The following is a 15666-nucleotide window of genomic DNA, read 5'->3' as shown; positions in this document are numbered from 1 at the left end:
TACGTATTGAAAAAATATTTTTCGTCACTTAAAAATGGCGTGAGCCATTGATACATCAACATTTATAGAGGGAGGTTTATATTTTATGGGAGTTTCATTATGTAAAGCAAACTTAGATAATGCAATGACAATCCACGAAATGCAAGTTAAAGCATTTATGCCATTACTTGAAAAGTATCAAGATTATGATACAAACCCTGCCAATGAATCCTTAGAAAGAATTATTGCTCGGTTTAACCAGCCTTTTACAGATTATTATTTAATCAAATATTTTGAAGATACAGTTGGTGGCATTAGAGTTGTAAAGCTAGGCAATAAATCTTATCGTGTCAGTCCTATATTTATATTGCCAGAGCATCAAGGAAAAGGAATAGCTCAAAAAGTTTTTGCGAGAATAGAACAGATATACCATGATGCAAAATTATGGGAGTTGGATACGATAATGCAAGAAGAGGGACTCTGTTATCTGTATGAAAAGTTAGGTTATAAAAGAACAGGCGAAACAAAGAAAATAAATGACAATATAACAATAGTGTTTTATGAAAAATCTCATTCTATTTAAATAACCATAGTTCACTAGAGATTTAAAAAGTGAAGTGGCTAAACAGTAAATGGTTCGAGAAGGTACTTTGTTTATAAATATAATGGATGGTGTATATCGTTTTTTCGATGGATTGAACAGTTTTATTCAGTGTTGCGATACTATTATGCTTACTTTTATTAGTAGCAAGGAGGGTAAGATTGGATAGGATAAAAGAGAACATAAAAAGGCCAGCTGTTAAGTTCTTTATTTTCGTTATAGCCCTTGATTTGCTTATATTTTTATTAAAGAGTAATAATTATTATTTTTATATTCTTGTAGGCATTGGATACGGTTATTTATTTCCTGCCATATTGACACTGATTTCTTTTTATCTGTTTGCGAATTCTCTTAAAGTAAGAACGTATATAGTAGTTCTAGTGTCAATTTTTAGCATTCTAATTATATTGGGAATTTGGTTAGCTTATTTGTTCGCAGAATTTGATGTTAACCGTATTGAATCTCCAACAGGTGAAGATGCACTGATAATCGAACATAGAAACGTTTCATTAGGAGAGACAATGCACTTTTATTACTTTTATAGACCAACGATTTTTCCTGGAATTTTAAAAAAGTTAAATAATAAACCCGTGTCATTTTTTATTCGTTATGACGGTGATGAAGCACCTGATGATTTAAAGGCATTAGGAGTAGATAATGCGAAATGGACAGTAGATGGTGTCATATTTTATTCAGAACGTGGAGAAATTGAAGTGGATTTCAAACGCTAAGATAAATTCTTCCCTTAAGAAAATATTGTGACATTGAATTTAAAATAGTATCTATAATAAAAATTGCCTTTCTCTGAAATTAATAAAGGAGTTCGATTTTATTGAGTAGAACTTATTCTGCAATATTGACAGGATTATTGGTAGGTTTAACGGTTGGTATATTTGGTTTTATTCTTGAAACATTGGGTGTACAAAGTGCTCTAGTAAAAGTAATTGTATTTTGGATTGGAATTTTTGTTGTTTTAAAAGCTTTTGAAAAGTATAAAATATACAAAACAAACTCGATAAACGATCTCGAATGAAAGTTTGGGAAGAGACACAAAAACCCAGGAAATGCTGTAAGAAACATTTCTTGGGTTTTCCTTTGAATATTGTTTATACAGCTTATTATGCAAAGTTAAATTTGTTATTACGTTAAATCATTCTTAAGGATGATTTATTTAGAAGCATCATATTATGCTATTATTCTTAAAGGTTGCTTAAATGTAGCACTTAGGACAACTTAGAAAATCAGAAAGTACAGAGGTATGTTAGATGGAAAAAGAACTATTAGAATTTAATAAAGTTGCAAGTTATGAACCAGAAGCTGATGCCGACCATATCTATGCTGTTGTAGGGGATCCATATCTATTTCTTATAATTATGATTGTAAGTTTAATCTTTATTTTTATCTTAATAAGATCATTGAGGAAAAATAAGAAGTAGAGAAATGTTGAACAACTATCGATTCTTAAAATCATCTCAAAATCAAGTCTTCAATTATCGGGAGGATCATTCTGACGTACCACATATTATTATTAACGGTAAAGTGTATTACCCGAAAGCAAATTTACGTAAATGGTTATTGAAGTTAGGAGAGTAATTATGAAGACAATAAAAGATAATGATTTGCGTTTAAGACCAATTCTATTGCCAGGAGATTTAACTATTGCTCTTCCTTGGTATCAAGATGAAGAAGTCCTATACTTTTCCGAGGGAGAAGGTACCCCTCCTTACGATTTAACCACTATTGAAAGAATGTATAATTACCTAATAAAAATTGGTGAAGTTTATATTATCGAAGTAAATCAAAGAGAAAACTGGATTCCAATTGGTGATGTGACTTTATCAAAAGATATGCTCCCGATAGTAATAGGTCACAAAAAATTTAGGGGCAAAGGCATAGGTAAACGTGTAATACAACTTTTAATAGAAAGAGCAAAAGAACTTAATTGGAAACAAATTAGAGTTAATAAGATTTATTCTTATAATGTTGCTTCAAGGAAAATGTTTGAAGGTTTAGGCTTTAATAAAACAAAAATGAGTTTCGATGATAAGGGAAGGAAATATAACAGTTTCCAACTTCTATTAGAATGACTTTGTGAAATGTTACACTTAAAGTAAAAGGTGCTTTAGTTCAATATCAATCTTCCACAATCGAGCGCAATTGTAGAACATCACATTTAGGAATTGATCAAAATATTTCAAAGAAGTAGCTAGAAAAATGGCCTTTCTCTGAAATTAATAAAGGAGTTCGATTTTATTGAGTAGAACTTATTCTGCATTGTTGAAAGGATTATTGGTAGGTTTAACGGTTGGTATATTTGGTTTTATTCTCGAAACATTGGGTGTACAAAGTGGTCTAGTAAAAGTAATTGTATTTTGGATTGCAATTTATGTTGTTTTAAAAACTTTTGAAAAGTATAAAATATACAAAACAAACTCGATAAACGATCCCGAATGAAAGTTTGGGAAGACACGAAAACCCAAGAAATGCCTAAAAACATTTCTTGGGTTTTGCTTTGAATACAACTTATATTCAAAGTTATATAAACATGGCTTAAATTATGACTTGAGTTGATATCAAAATCAACTCAGTTTTTTTATTGCTACATGTTATGGTTTGTGAAGGTTATATATGTAAGAATGTGGAATATAAGAAGAGGTAAACAACGAAGGGAGTATTCTATTTTGAAGAAACAAACAGCTCTTATTTTATCTGTACTTGCTTGCCTTTCATTCCTGATAAGTAGTTGTGGAAAAATAGAAACAAAAGAAATTGAAAATGAGAATAGTCATGATAATGTAGAGTTTATACCAAAAAGTAAGCCTGCTGGTAGTGAAGCAAAATACAAAATTAGCTTGGAGATGGACGAGAAAGGAAAATTTAGGGTTAATTCAACTAGCAAAATTAAAAACATATCCACTGATCATTGGAAAGAGCTTGTCTTCTATTTTATACCTAATATCTTTACGAAACCGAATTCGCCACAATTAGCTACTCCATCATATGTAAGTATTAAAAGTATTAAAGTTGATGGAGAGAAAGTGAAATTTAATTTAGAGAAGGATACATTAAAAATAAAATTGGGTCAAGAATTGAAGCCTAATCATGAAGTAATAGTTAACGTTCAATATGATTTCACTCTTCCCAAAAAAGGTTTACGATTCACAGCAAATGAGAAAAACTATTTTTTAGCGCAATGGTATCCAATGATTGCTACCTATAGAGATCATAAGTGGAATAAGGAAGATTACAGAATGAGAGGCGAAACATATCATACAGCATTTAGTGATTTTGAAATTCAATACAAACTATCCAATAATTTAACGATTATTTCTTCAAGTGATGATGATACGTATCCAAGTGGTAAATCAGGCATATTAGTTGGAAAAGACATAAAGGATTTTTATATAGCCTTATTAAAGGAGCCTAATGTTGTTGAAAAAAAGATTGGTAATATTACGATAAGAGTTTTCGGTGTTGATGATAGAAAAGATTTGCATAAAGACATCATGAAATTGGCAATTGATGCTCTTACTTATTTTCAAGATACAATAGGACCTTATCCGCATAAGCAATTAGATATTATATTAGATGAATTAGGAATGGAATATCCTGGAGTTGTAACGGCAAATTCCATCTATAGGGGTACCCCTGTAGATGAAGATTCTCTAAAGAGCATGGTTATTCATGAAATTGCTCATCAATGGTTTTATGGTGTAATTAGTAATGATCCATATCATGATGCTTGGTTAGATGAAGGGCTAGCGAACTTTGCATCGAGGTTGTTTTATGCACAGTACCAGGGAGAAGAAATTACTGTGAATGAGGAGATGTATAAAGACTTTCCACTGCCTGTCAACCTCTCATTAGATGAGTACTCACTTAAAGAACAAAGTACTTATATTTATGGGAAATCTCAAGAGATGTTATGGAAGGTTTTTCAAGAAAATAAAGCAGAACAACAAGCTGAAAATTTTCTAGGAGAATACTATGAAAATTATAAGTTTAAGGAAATCGATACGAATGAATTTATTAGATTTTTGAAAAATTATCTAAACTTAAATAACGATTCTTATTTCGAGGGTTGGATTAAATTAGAAAAGTAATAAGCTATCTGTAATGAATGGGTGTCTGTTCAAAAAGGAAATATGAAGGGAATTCCATTTTATGTAGCCAAAGGTTTTAAATTTCAATAATGAAAGAATTCCAGAGGAAAATTCAACGTATATTAAATTAAGATATTCTAGAAAAATATGAAGTCATTTTTATTCAAATAATTGGGGCAATGCTCTAAATAGGATAAATCCCTTTTTGGTAATGTACTAATGAAACAGTTTATTACCAAATTCTCTAATGATTAGTAAGTTCAACTAACAGAAGCATGAGTTTTAGAAGTCTGTCATTTTTAACAGCCTTAGGAGTTCAATAATAGGGCGCGATTCTGAAATAAGGATTGCGCTCATTTTGGTAAAAAGGGCCATATTGTAATCTTTTTTTACGAAATGTCACCAAATAATAATTTGGAAACTTTTGTTAGTTATTATCGTTATAATTTAAAGAAAATCATAGGAGGGTACAAATGAAAAAATATATCTTAGGTATTCTTTCGTTGTTTATCATAATAATACTTTACTTTAATTTTAATATTAACAAGTTAGAAAATATGGATGTGAAAAGTGAAAATTTAGTTGGCTCTTATATCTCACCAGAGAGAGATTATATACTCAAGATATATTTTAATGGAGGAATATTTTTTAGAACAGACGTTTCTTATATAGGTGTTTTAGAGAATTTAGGAACTAAAAAAAAGAAAAATATTTTTCTAGTTAGTGCTGCCTTAGGAAATGTTGGCTGGTTAAATAACTCAACGATATTTTTCCAAGATAAACAATTGCCGATTAATAGAATTTATGATTTCAGAAAAGCAAATGAATAAACATTAAAAAAACGTTCCTAAAAAAGTAGGTAACTATATACCCAATTTTCATAGCTTTTAAATGAGGCAGTAGAGTTGAAGAGGGAAAAATAAGAGAAACATATTGGAGGAAAATATATTAAGTACTTTAGTTTATATGGTGAGACACGGTGAGTCGCCAAAAGAAGGAAATGATAGAACCAGAGGATTAACTGAAAAAGGTTATTTAGATGCCGGGCGAGTAACTGACATATTGAAAGATGAAAAAATCGATGCAGTTATTTCAAGTCCATACATACGTTCAATATTAACTGTTGAAAAGATAGCTCAACAAATAGGGCAAAAAGTTTTAGTCTTTGAAGATTTAAAAGAGAGAATATTTTCTACTGGAAATAATAGATTAGCTGATAAGGAATTGAATAAGATTTTGGAAAAGTCGTTTTTAGATCCGAATTTTTCATTAGAGGGAGGAGAATCAAATGCTGACTGTCAAAAAAGGGCTATAAAAGTTTTAAAAGAACTATTAGATACTTTTAAAAATAAAAAAGTAGTGATAGCAACCCACGGGGCTGTCATGACATTAATGATGGGATATTTCAATAGCTCCTATGACTTGAATTTTCTACATGGCACATTAAAACCCGATATATATAGAATGGAATTTAATGAACAGGAATTACTGAACGTTCAAAGACTATGGTATGAAAGAATTAGCGATAATCAATAAAATGTATCTCTAGAAATTGCTAAGGGATAAAAACGAACGAAAGCTTTTTAAAGGGTTAAAAGTTTACCAAACGATATTTAGGAGGCAAATTTTATGCTATAATATTTTCCTTAGATTCCAATTGGGAGGATAATAATGAAAACTTTTGGTAAAAGTAATTATGCTTTAAATTATTGGAAAAGAACTGGAGCATATGCTCTCATTCGAAATGACCACCAACAATTTTTATGTGTAGAAGATTCGGATGGGAATTTATTTTTAGTTGGTGGAGGGGTTGAAGGAGAGGAATCTCCTGAACGTGCATTATTGAGAGAGAGCATTGAGGAAACAGGTCATGAAATCCAAATCGTTGAGCTTATAGGTAAAGCTGAAAGACACTGGGTTTCTGAAAAATATCCTTTTGATTCTCAACATAATATTGGATCTTTATATGTTTGTGAGCTACTAGAAAAGATAACAGAGCCAGTTGAGAAAGAAACAATGCGCTGGGTCGATTTAAATTATTTAGAAAAGCATCTCTTTCATGAACATCATTTATACTTAATAAAACAGTATTTAAATATTTAATAATAAAGTAAAAAGTTTTATACATAAACCGTTCTCAGATAAAAGTTTGAGATGACACAATAATCCAAGAAATGCTATGAAAACAACATATCTTGGGTTTTCTTTTGAATTTTGCAAAAGTAATATTACACTTTCAAATTAAGGGTTATACCACATTGAAAAGTAGTCACGTGGTTGGAGATAGTATGATAATTTAGAGCATATTCCCATTTGGGGTCATTTTTTGTTATTCAACAATCGAGCGCGATTGTGAAACAATACAGTAAGGAAAAGCTCAAAGTTTATTTAAAGAAGCAGCTAGTGAAAGAGGGACATACATATGGATAGCATCATTTTTGATCTGGACGGAAATTGATCATGGAAAGAAACAACCTTTTAAGTCCTGTCTATATAGGAGACACAGAAGGCGATTTAAAGGCGTCTAGGTATGCAGGTATACCATTTGTTTTCGCCAAGTACGGCTTTGGAAATGTCACTGACTATGATTACGTGATAGAGAAATTTGACGACCTTTTGGAATTGTTTTAAAAGCGGGGTAGGACCAATTATTTAAGATTATCCAGTTGTTTCAAAGCACCAGGGAAGAAAGTTTTTTCTTTTGAAAGAGTTGTAGAATTTCATCATCACAAATATGACAAACACCCAATCTTTTGATAAAATAAAGTGAAAAATGATGAAGATCTCTCATCATATAAATCTTTATAATGAAAATCGGAAGGTGGACATATGGCGTTAAAAAAAGGCTTGATGTTGTTCATAACAGCAGCTATTGTCCTAATTATCATATTAGCATTCACAATCTATGTTCATTTTGGTAAACAACAGATATATGACGAAGCATTAGATTATTTAATGGTAAACCAAGAATATTATAAAAGTGATATGAAAAGTATCACGGTCGAACATTCTATCCCTGGCATTTTCTTATCACACAAAAACGAGTGGACGGTAAAAGTGGTTTTCAACGACGAACCAAAAGCAAGATACTTTTACAACGTAAGAAAAGGAAAAGTATTCCAAACAGGCTGGTCAGGAAGTACAGAAAACGACTTATATCTGCATTCGGAAAGTGTCCAATGCGGCTATTAGAAGAAACCCTCAGTAGGTTGAAGCTACTGGGGGTTTTGTATGTAAAAGAAATATTATATCCATGATGTCATTCCTACAGAAGGTAAAAACTAAGGGAACTTCATATTTGCAGAGAGAAAATCATGAGAGGGTTGAGCTTCATATGAGTATCTGTATAAGCGAGGACGATCAAATGCATAAAGAGTATGTAAAAGTGCAGGAAGTATGGTAGAAATATATGTGCAAGTTTCTATTCATCAATAGTGGATCGTTTAAACAGCTTTTTCTATGGAGCAAGGTAATTTAAATATAGTATTATTAAACTTTCGATAAGAACAAATGTTTGGTATGATATATTAGATAGCTGATACTCAAGGGTGGTTGGCTCACTCCCGCTAAGAAAGGGGGTGATGCCATGACAGTATTTGAAGCATTAATGTTTGCAATCTCGTTTGCAACGTTAGTCATTGCAATTCTGTCATTTAATCATAAAAAATAACCCATCCTTGAGTTAGGACCTCAGATGGGTTATTTTTACCATTTTAGAGCCAATCCCCTTAAAGGAATCAACTATCATTTTGACCGTTCGATGGGATAACATCGGCGGTCTTTTTAATTTATGCTTTTAATAACTTCAGTATACGTGGGGGATGATATATTTTCAAGTTAAACATATTTGTGGATATTGTGATGGTGCTAGTCATGGAAATAACTATGAAATACCAGGTGCCAGATGCCAAAACAATTAGTGGGTTATGTTTAAGCAAGTATTTATCCCTGTTTTAGGAATCATTATAATTCTAGTTTGTTAAAAAAGTGGCTGTTTTAAAGTGAAAGGTTGATTTATAGTGAAAAGAGATGCTTAAAATAAATTATACTGATGTGGATATATATAAGTAATGTTCCACCTTTTACAAGGACCTAGCTATTAGTTAAACCACACCAGCATCTCGATTGCGAGATCTTACAAGTAGAGTGCGAGTATTAGAACAAACCCTCAGTAGTATAAGCTACTTGGGGGTTTGTTTTTTAGAATAATTTTTTTGGGGAAAAAGTGGATTAGATATTTTATTAGTCTTCATCTTTATCATCGTCTTCACCAAGAATTCTAGAAGAATCCCTTAAAAAATCATCATATAAAGCTGTATTTTCAATATCATTCTCTTTTATATATTCAATGTTGATTTTTAATAATCTTCTTGGATTTCTTTCATAAAATATTTTATCATCCTCACAAGAAAGAATAGGCTTATTTAAATGGGGATGAGATTTTGGTTTAGTGAAAAATGTCCATTTTACTTGAGGATAATTTTTAATAATAGTTTCTGCATAATAAATGGCAATATCCATTGCTAAAGCATAATCTTCTTTTTTTAATTCTACTGGATTTGCTAATAAACTTTCTTTTTCATCTTCATAAACAAAGTCTGGATATTGACGCAAATCTTCCAATTCAGCATCTATTTCTTTATCAGATAGTTTATAAATTGTTATCTGTGATAAATACCAAGCAAATAAAGGAATTAGTGATTCTTTTGAATAATCAAGGGATATTTTATGTTCAGTTAATTCCTTTAATACTTCTATACGCTCTGGTATTTGTGAGATATACCATTCAAAATGTTGTTTAGCTTCCTTTTTATTCATCTCTTCAAAAGGTTTCATTTCAAATGGAGGTGCCATCCAAGGGTATGTCATAATTATCTCTCCTTTATTTATTATGTATTTCGTATGGGATTTTATTGTCTTTTAAATACTTTAATAATGGTTTACTAGCACCAATTTTACCTATATTTGCGCTTTTAAAAAAGTGCCATTTCACTTTGTTTACGGATTCATTTTTTCTTAACCAAACATCTTTTTTATTTGTTTAACCACGAACTTAGTTTTGGGCACATACCTTTTGCATCTTATCAAACTAAATTACACTAATATGGATATATATGTTAAAATTAAAATAAGGTTGTGAAGTACACTTAAACTAATACAACAGGTTATTTCAATAATAAAATCTATTAATCTGACTCTTTAATAGATTGATTACAAGCGTACTACCATTAGAAAGGGGTGCTGTGATGTTCAAAAAATTTAACAAAACAAAACGGATTATGTTTTTAAGTTTGGTGTTGATGATGTCATTGTTTTTAATATCTGCTTGTTCCAAGTCTGATGCAGAAGACGCAAACTTAGGGGTAATTAAAAAAGTTCTTGAGCTTCAGTTTACTGGTCCAGATGAGGCATTTATGGATCTATTATGGAACCCTAAATATAAGACTGTTGTGAATGGTAAAGAAGAGAACAAAGAGTTAGATAAGTATGTTATGGAGGTATACGGACCTTACTTTGTAGATTCTTACCTCGACACCTTTCTAAATGCATTTGGGACGACATATCAAAGTACTGCATACCACTCGGGATACAAGTTAAGGGTTAAGGACATCGCAATTAAGCAAGGCGAAAAAATGTCCAATCTCTATACCTTTGTAGCAACGGTAGGTTATCAGAAAAATGATGAGGAAGAAAAGACGGCAAATGTATCAGGTGAAGTAATTTTCTCTACAAAAGAAGAAGGGAAAATTGGTCGATTCCAATATGGAGATGAAGACGGTTTATTGCTAACAATGAAGAAGCAGTGAATCAATGAATTTGTTGGTTTTACTAACGGGTTCTTTAATAAAAAATAGACATCAATAATCGTGTTAGTCGAGAAAGATAGTATGCGAAGGTAAATAAAGAGTAGTTGGTTAGGTTCCTTTTATACAGGGACCTAGCGATTAGCTAAACCACACCAGCATTTCGATTGCGAGATGCACTCTACAAGTGAAGAAGTGTGGGGTATTAGAACAAACCCTCAGTAGAATGATGCTACTTTGGGTTTTTGAATTTAAGTTTAAATGTATGTTATTTTCTTCGTTTAAATATTCGACATCCGGGTATTAAGTATAGGAAAACATACATGAAATCGATGCTTCTAATTAGTAATTTAATATCTAGAATGGTTGTCTAATATATTTTTAAATTGACATAATTATATAATCAATGTAAAATGGTGGAAAATAATGATAGAAAGTAAATGTTTTGCATATACTAATGGTATATTAATCAAAAAAGGTGGTATATGCAAATGAAAAGGAGGAGGAAAAAGGTGCAGTCTACATTAACTAAACAAGAAAAAAATAAAGAAATTGCTTCTTCAATTGATTTAAGTTTATTTTCTAAAAATGAATTAAAAATGAAGCCAGATAAGAATGGAAAATTCCATGTTAGTAAGGGTGATCCTAATTATGATAGGTGGATTAATGACTGATGCAACCAGGGGATGTTTTCAAATTAAATTTTGATTTTGAACCTCCAGGGCGGGGAAGTTCTTACCGTCCTGTTATTATAATGCAAGTTTATCAAGAAAACGCAATAGCGATTAAGGTGACTCATTCAGGGCCAACTGAGGATTTTCCTTATAGAGAAAAGATTATCGATATTAATGGTTCAGGATTAGATTCTAATTCGTATGCACAATATGATTTTTATAATATAATTCCTGTGACTAATACATATGTTAAAATAGGTATATTAGAACCAACTGAATTTGCGAAATTAACTGCATTATTCAATAATTTCCATTCTACTTAAGAGTCTGCATTTATGTGGACTCTTATTTTATTGCAACTATTACAAAGGCTGGTTTCAATTAGCAATACGTATATTAATTTTTCAGATAAACTCCAAGTGGGTTTCTTCTAATACCATTTCTCCCTTCTTTTTGAGGAACTATCACAAAAAGTCGGTCAAAATAAAAAAGAGCAGCGAGTGCTACTCTTTAAATGAATTTGCTATTTGTATTAAATCCTTTTTTGTAACTTTTTCAGGATGTATCTTATCCATCATTAAAGTATATTGAAATTTATTCTTTTCAAATATCAGTAAGCTAAAGTTTTCTTTAATTATATAAATTGCTTCACTTCCGTCTTTTAATTTCATTCTACTAGCACTTTTCTCATTTTGAAATTCTTGTTTATATTTTAGGGAAGTAACAAATATTTTGTAATGTGTTTCTCCTGAATTTTCATTTAAAAAACTAATTTCCAATTTCGGAGATGCTATAGTAGTAAATCTAGCAAAAGTATGAGTAAACACAACCTCTGGTAATCGAGTCGGCAATAAAATACTTTCCCTAAAAAAAGTATTTGCCTCGTTAAGAGCTCGATTCGTCTCTTTATAACCACCATCAAGATAAATCTTTTCTAAATCTTCACCATTTGCATTCATATGTGGTACCCCAAAACAAAAAACAAAGAGAAATAATAACCCCACTTTTTTCACAAATAACACCTCCTAATTCTTTTTAAAAATCCAGTGATATTATTCCCCAAAAAGGTTTTATTAATTTCACACAGAAATATATTAAAACTTATTTTTGATAGGAATATTATGATGAGATATAGTGGTGGAAAAAATATATATTAATCTAATTATTTGCTATATTCAAAATATATATAAATGTAAATCATATACTAGATAAAGAGTATAAAGAATATATTGTTTAAATTATTCTTCTCAACTAGTAGTAAGAAATACGCTATAACTATTCAATTAGGGGGTTTTTAGATGGAGGAAAAAGTGCTGAGAGCGATTCAAGATGATTACCCTGATGAGTTTGCTTGGTGTTATGGATGCGGTAGGTTAAATGAGGATGGATACCATCTTCGAACAGGTTGGTTTGGTGAAAAAACGATAACCATTTATACACCACGCCCCGAGCATACAGGTGGAATACCTGGCTTTGTATACGTGGGCTTATTAGCGTCCTTTATTGACTGTCATGGAGCTGGATCAGCCTCTTTGTATCTACACCGAAAGAATGGACATAAAGTCGGAGATGGTGTAAATCCGCCAAGATTTGTGACAAAATCTCTAAAAGTTGATTTCAAACATCCAACACCTATTGGAGAACCACTAAAAGCGATTGGAACAGTAGAAGAAATCCATCAAAAAAAATATAAAGTCTACACAGAAGTATTTGCAGGAGACGACCTTGTTGTGACTGGGGAGGTCGTAGCTGTTTTAATGCCAAAGACGTTTAGGAAGGAGTGATTTTAGTTATGGATATTCGAAAACCAAATAACGCTGAATTACAAGAGATTATTTCACTTTCTCCGCAAGCTATATTTGATGGGACATTGGGAGAAATAACACCTACAATTGAAAAGGCCAAAAATCTTATCCAACCATTATTAGAAAAAGAAAGCTACTATTTAATTGCAACAGAGAATGATAAATTATTAGGCTGGATTCTTATAGGTGCAAGTAAAGATCAATTTACTGATAATAAAGTGTAGCTGCTGTCTGTATTTTGCAGGCGGCAGCTTTTTTAAATTCCATTGGCCCTGATAATGCTTGTAATGAATCATATAACTCTTTACTTCTTTTAGTACTTACTTCAGTTGTTTTTGGATACTTTTGATCTTCAATATTTTTATCAACTTCGTCACTGTAGTTTTACATCGTTATAGTCCCCTATCACTATTAATTGAATTTGAATTCCCTCCGTACTTTACAAATTATTTTAACTAATCTACATCTTTTATCTAATTTTTAGAGGTATAAAAGGGGATTTTTATTGATTATAAATAACTATAAAAAAGGATATAAAAAGAAAATTTAGCTTAAAAATAAACAACGATAGATAAATTGTAATATAATGTTATTGGGTATTATTTATCATTGAAATAATTCATGCATATTGGATTCGTTGAAATTGATTATAAGTCCAAAAAACTTATGAAATATGGGTTCTTACGAAAAAATAGAGGAAAACTTTTAGAAACCTTCTTCGATGTACATAATATGTCCAATTATTTTTGTATATTAAATTTGTAAAGCTAACAAATAAATGATAAGAAAGGGGGGCAATAATGAACTGCAGCAAACAATCTAGAGAAACGCAAGTTAGTAGGATTCTATCAATGTATGACCGCTTATGCAACGGACATACTCTTTCGAAAAAATCAGAAGCGGATAATTTTGGTGTGGGAGAAAAAACGATTCAACGGGATCTAGAAAGTATAAGGTCTTTTCTTGAATTATCTAAAACTAATCAGTATTTAGAATATGATCATAAGAGAAAAATTTACAAAATAGATTCTGAATCTGAAGCATTCTTACTTAAAGAGGAAATATTAGCGATTACAAAAATTTTAATTGAATCTAGAGCATTTCCAAAAGAAGAGATGGAGAGGTTACTAGACAAAATCACTAATTTAGCTTTACCTACTGATCGAGATCTGATTAAAAAATTAATCCTTAATGAAAAATACTTATATGTTGATTTACAACATAAGAAATCCTTGTTTGCAACACTTTGGGAAATCGCGTTTGCAATACATACAAAACGAACGATTAAAATTCATTACAAAAAAGAATTGGGAAAAAGTGAAAGAGTTAGAAAACTAAAACCTGTTGGTCTAATTTTTTCAGAGTATTATTTTTACTTGATTGCATTTCAAGTAGATTTTGAGCTGGATTATCCAACAGTATATCGAATAGATCGTATTCTCTCTTATCAGACAATGGATGAACATTTTCAATTACCATATAATGAGCGTTTTCAAGAAGGGGAATTTCGGAAACGTATTCAATTTATGCAAACTGGTGCATTAACAAAGATAAAATTTAGATTTAATGGCCCATCTCCTCAAGCTGTTCTCGATAGACTTCCCACAGCTCATGTTTTATCTGAAAATGAGCGAGGCATCACTTTTGAAGCAGAAGTATATGGAAATGGGATTAAGATGTGGTTATTAAGTCAAGGCGAATATGTAGAAGTTTTAGAACCCAAGGATTTAAGAGAAGAAATGAAACATGTTGTGAAGAGAATGTTAAACCAATACAGTTAATTGAATGAAGATAAAAAATGACGACGAGGTGTTTTAAATGTTTAAAAAACAATTTAAAAAAGAATCTATCGCAGAGTACAAAGCTGCTTATCAAAATTATGAAGAAACACAAAAACAAATAGTAACTACTTCTGAGAATTTATTAAATCAACGTCTTTCTTTAAAAAAGACAATTGAGGAAACTTTGGATTTCGTAAATAAGATTAAAAACAAACCATTTGATATGGAAACGGACGTTAAAGAAATTCAAATCCAATATAAAAAATTCGAAAATACAGTGTTAGAAATTGAGAAAGAGGTAGATCTAGCATTAAAGAAAAATGCATTAGGTGCAGGGGCTGGTGTAGCTGTAGGAGCAGGAGTTGCGGCTTTAGGTCCGTCAGCTGCGTTGGCAATTGCAACAACATTTGGGACTGCTTCTACAGGAACTGCAATTTCTGCATTGTCAGGTGCCGCGGCAACTAACGCAGCTTTAGCTTGGTTAGGAGGAGGAGCACTTACTGCTGGAGGTGGTGGAATTGCAGCAGGATCATCATTTTTAGCACTTGCTGGTCCACTTGGTTGGGCAATAGGAGGTGGTGCTATTGCAACAGCTGGTATACTTGCAAATAGTAAAAATAAAAAAGCTGGTAATGAAGCACTAGAAAAAGCAAAAGAAATTCGAAAAGCTATTAAAGTTTTAGAAGGTACAAAAGCGGAAATAGTTAAAACTAAAGAGGAAACTGTGTATACACGAGAAAGATTAGGTATCTTATTGGAAGTAATAAGCGAAAGTGTAAAACAATATGATTATGATTTTAAAGTTATAGCTCAAACTAATTCACAAATAATCACTAATTTAGGTACATTAGTTAACAATATGAAATCTGCTTCACGATTATTAAATCGTTCAATTGGTGCAGAAGGTTAGGAGCTGGAT

The 15666-nt window shown here is 31.3% G+C and carries 20 protein-coding genes and 1 pseudogene; 19 read left to right on the top strand and 2 right to left on the bottom strand.

Annotated features, from left to right (window positions below):
* The first annotated feature begins 85 nt into the window (after positions 1-85).
* The 12 genes from Q0977_RS15460 (at position 86) to Q0977_RS18290 (ending at position 8353) form a co-directional block, all read left to right on the top strand.
* Positions 86-562, top strand: coding sequence for a GNAT family N-acetyltransferase (locus tag Q0977_RS15460; protein WP_299515559.1), 477 nt, complete (start codon positions 86-88; stop codon positions 560-562).
* A gap of 179 nt (positions 563-741) precedes the next feature.
* Complete coding sequence (locus tag Q0977_RS15455; RefSeq protein ID WP_299515557.1) at positions 742-1311, top strand: hypothetical protein; 570 nt, start codon at positions 742-744, stop codon at positions 1309-1311.
* Positions 1312-1412: 101 nt separating this feature from the next.
* The gene (locus Q0977_RS15450) at positions 1413-1613 is read left to right on the top strand and encodes a hypothetical protein (protein ID WP_299515555.1); all 201 of its coding nucleotides are present in this window, start codon (positions 1413-1415) and stop codon (positions 1611-1613) included.
* 232 nt (positions 1614-1845) lie between these two features.
* Positions 1846-2016 (top strand): hypothetical protein, encoded by a 171-nt coding sequence (locus Q0977_RS15445; RefSeq protein ID WP_299515553.1) that lies wholly within the window; start codon positions 1846-1848, stop codon positions 2014-2016.
* A 159-nt stretch (positions 2017-2175) separates the two neighbouring features.
* Positions 2176-2667 carry a GNAT family N-acetyltransferase gene (locus Q0977_RS15440; protein ID WP_299515551.1) on the top strand — a complete coding sequence of 164 codons (492 nt, stop codon included), beginning with the start codon at positions 2176-2178 and terminating at the stop codon, positions 2665-2667.
* A 166-nt stretch (positions 2668-2833) separates the two neighbouring features.
* Positions 2834-3034 carry a hypothetical protein gene (locus tag Q0977_RS15435; protein ID WP_299515549.1) on the top strand — a complete coding sequence of 67 codons (201 nt, stop codon included), beginning with the start codon at positions 2834-2836 and terminating at the stop codon, positions 3032-3034.
* A gap of 227 nt (positions 3035-3261) precedes the next feature.
* Positions 3262-4683 carry a M1 family metallopeptidase gene (locus tag Q0977_RS15430; RefSeq protein ID WP_299515547.1) on the top strand — a complete coding sequence of 474 codons (1422 nt, stop codon included), beginning with the start codon at positions 3262-3264 and terminating at the stop codon, positions 4681-4683.
* Positions 4684-5156: 473 nt separating this feature from the next.
* The gene (locus Q0977_RS15425; RefSeq protein WP_119416950.1) at positions 5157-5513 is read left to right on the top strand and encodes a DUF5412 family protein; all 357 of its coding nucleotides are present in this window, start codon (positions 5157-5159) and stop codon (positions 5511-5513) included.
* 136 nt (positions 5514-5649) lie between these two features.
* A complete protein-coding gene (locus tag Q0977_RS15420) occupies positions 5650-6219 on the top strand; it encodes a histidine phosphatase family protein (RefSeq protein WP_299515562.1) in 570 nt (189 codons plus the stop codon).
* 135 nt (positions 6220-6354) lie between these two features.
* Positions 6355-6786, top strand: coding sequence for an NUDIX domain-containing protein (locus tag Q0977_RS15415; RefSeq protein WP_299515544.1), 432 nt, complete (start codon positions 6355-6357; stop codon positions 6784-6786).
* Positions 6787-7512: 726 nt separating this feature from the next.
* Positions 7513-7875 carry a DUF3139 domain-containing protein gene (locus tag Q0977_RS15405; protein WP_299515542.1) on the top strand — a complete coding sequence of 121 codons (363 nt, stop codon included), beginning with the start codon at positions 7513-7515 and terminating at the stop codon, positions 7873-7875.
* Positions 7876-8269: 394 nt separating this feature from the next.
* Positions 8270-8353, top strand: coding sequence for a putative holin-like toxin (locus Q0977_RS18290; protein ID WP_367269485.1), 84 nt, complete (start codon positions 8270-8272; stop codon positions 8351-8353).
* Positions 8354-8925: 572 nt separating this feature from the next.
* On the opposite strand, the gene Q0977_RS15400 is transcribed toward Q0977_RS18290, so the two are convergent.
* Complete coding sequence (locus tag Q0977_RS15400; protein WP_299515540.1) at positions 8926-9519, bottom strand: hypothetical protein; 594 nt, start codon at positions 9517-9519, stop codon at positions 8926-8928.
* 410 nt (positions 9520-9929) lie between these two features.
* Here Q0977_RS15400 and Q0977_RS15395 point away from each other — a divergent pair, with 410 nt between their 5' ends.
* The 3 genes from Q0977_RS15395 to Q0977_RS15385 all read left to right on the top strand — a co-directional run bounded on the left by Q0977_RS15395 (position 9930) and on the right by Q0977_RS15385 (position 11484).
* Positions 9930-10490: a hypothetical protein gene (locus Q0977_RS15395; protein WP_299515538.1), complete on the top strand. Its 561-nt coding sequence runs from the start codon at positions 9930-9932 to the stop codon at positions 10488-10490.
* A 509-nt stretch (positions 10491-10999) separates the two neighbouring features.
* Positions 11000-11161, top strand: coding sequence for a hypothetical protein (locus Q0977_RS15390; RefSeq protein ID WP_158582431.1), 162 nt, complete (start codon positions 11000-11002; stop codon positions 11159-11161).
* Positions 11161-11484, top strand: a complete 324-nt coding sequence (locus Q0977_RS15385) for a hypothetical protein (RefSeq protein WP_119417381.1) — start codon at positions 11161-11163, stop codon at positions 11482-11484. Before Q0977_RS15390 ends, Q0977_RS15385 begins: the two co-directional genes overlap by 1 nt.
* Before the next feature lie 180 nt (positions 11485-11664).
* Here the strand turns inward: Q0977_RS15385 and Q0977_RS15380 are convergent, their stop codons facing one another.
* Positions 11665-12174: a hypothetical protein gene (locus Q0977_RS15380; RefSeq protein ID WP_299515532.1), complete on the bottom strand. Its 510-nt coding sequence runs from the start codon at positions 12172-12174 to the stop codon at positions 11665-11667.
* Positions 12175-12459: 285 nt separating this feature from the next.
* On the opposite strand from Q0977_RS15380, the gene Q0977_RS15375 reads away from it, so the two are divergent.
* From Q0977_RS15375 to Q0977_RS15360, 4 genes and pseudogenes are all read left to right on the top strand, one after another.
* A complete protein-coding gene (locus Q0977_RS15375) occupies positions 12460-12945 on the top strand; it encodes a PaaI family thioesterase (RefSeq protein ID WP_299515530.1) in 486 nt (161 codons plus the stop codon).
* Between the two features lie 8 nt (positions 12946-12953).
* Positions 12954-13178: pseudogene (locus Q0977_RS15370) on the top strand (GNAT family N-acetyltransferase); the annotation flags it as partial.
* Positions 13179-13766: 588 nt separating this feature from the next.
* Complete coding sequence (locus Q0977_RS15365) at positions 13767-14747, top strand: YafY family protein (protein ID WP_119416547.1); 981 nt, start codon at positions 13767-13769, stop codon at positions 14745-14747.
* 37 nt (positions 14748-14784) lie between these two features.
* The gene (locus Q0977_RS15360; protein ID WP_119416546.1) at positions 14785-15657 is read left to right on the top strand and encodes a DNA polymerase III subunit gamma/tau; all 873 of its coding nucleotides are present in this window, start codon (positions 14785-14787) and stop codon (positions 15655-15657) included.
* Positions 15658-15666: the final 9 nt, after the last annotated feature.

The sequence above is a fragment of the uncultured Rummeliibacillus sp. genome (assembly GCF_934216135.1).
GTDB lineage: Bacteria > Bacillota > Bacilli > Bacillales_A > Planococcaceae > Rummeliibacillus.
The sequence above is the reverse complement of the archived record's forward strand: the minus strand, read 5'-3'. Positions and strand labels throughout refer to the sequence as shown.

Bases quoted from the DNA above. Each gene is read 5' to 3' on its own strand.
- Q0977_RS18290 (WP_367269485.1), top strand. From the start codon at position 8,270: ATGACAGTATTTGAAGCATTAATGTTTGCAATCTCGTTTGCAACGTTA.
- Q0977_RS15460 (WP_299515559.1), top strand. From the start codon at position 86: ATGGGAGTTTCATTATGTAAAGCAAACTTAGATAATGCAATGACAATC.
- Q0977_RS15405 (WP_299515542.1), top strand. From the start codon at position 7,513: ATGGCGTTAAAAAAAGGCTTGATGTTGTTCATAACAGCAGCTATTGTC.
- Q0977_RS15385 (WP_119417381.1), top strand. From the start codon at position 11,161: ATGCAACCAGGGGATGTTTTCAAATTAAATTTTGATTTTGAACCTCCA.
- Q0977_RS15375 (WP_299515530.1), top strand. From the start codon at position 12,460: ATGGAGGAAAAAGTGCTGAGAGCGATTCAAGATGATTACCCTGATGAG.
- Q0977_RS15425 (WP_119416950.1), top strand. From the start codon at position 5,157: ATGAAAAAATATATCTTAGGTATTCTTTCGTTGTTTATCATAATAATA.
- Q0977_RS15360 (WP_119416546.1), top strand. From the start codon at position 14,785: ATGTTTAAAAAACAATTTAAAAAAGAATCTATCGCAGAGTACAAAGCT.
- Q0977_RS15420 (WP_299515562.1), top strand. From the start codon at position 5,650: ATGGTGAGACACGGTGAGTCGCCAAAAGAAGGAAATGATAGAACCAGA.
- Q0977_RS15415 (WP_299515544.1), top strand. From the start codon at position 6,355: ATGAAAACTTTTGGTAAAAGTAATTATGCTTTAAATTATTGGAAAAGA.
- Q0977_RS15445 (WP_299515553.1), top strand. From the start codon at position 1,846: ATGGAAAAAGAACTATTAGAATTTAATAAAGTTGCAAGTTATGAACCA.
- Q0977_RS15395 (WP_299515538.1), top strand. From the start codon at position 9,930: ATGTTCAAAAAATTTAACAAAACAAAACGGATTATGTTTTTAAGTTTG.
- Q0977_RS15400 (WP_299515540.1), bottom strand. From the start codon at position 9,519: ATGAAACCTTTTGAAGAGATGAATAAAAAGGAAGCTAAACAACATTTT.
- Q0977_RS15440 (WP_299515551.1), top strand. From the start codon at position 2,176: ATGAAGACAATAAAAGATAATGATTTGCGTTTAAGACCAATTCTATTG.
- Q0977_RS15365 (WP_119416547.1), top strand. From the start codon at position 13,767: ATGAACTGCAGCAAACAATCTAGAGAAACGCAAGTTAGTAGGATTCTA.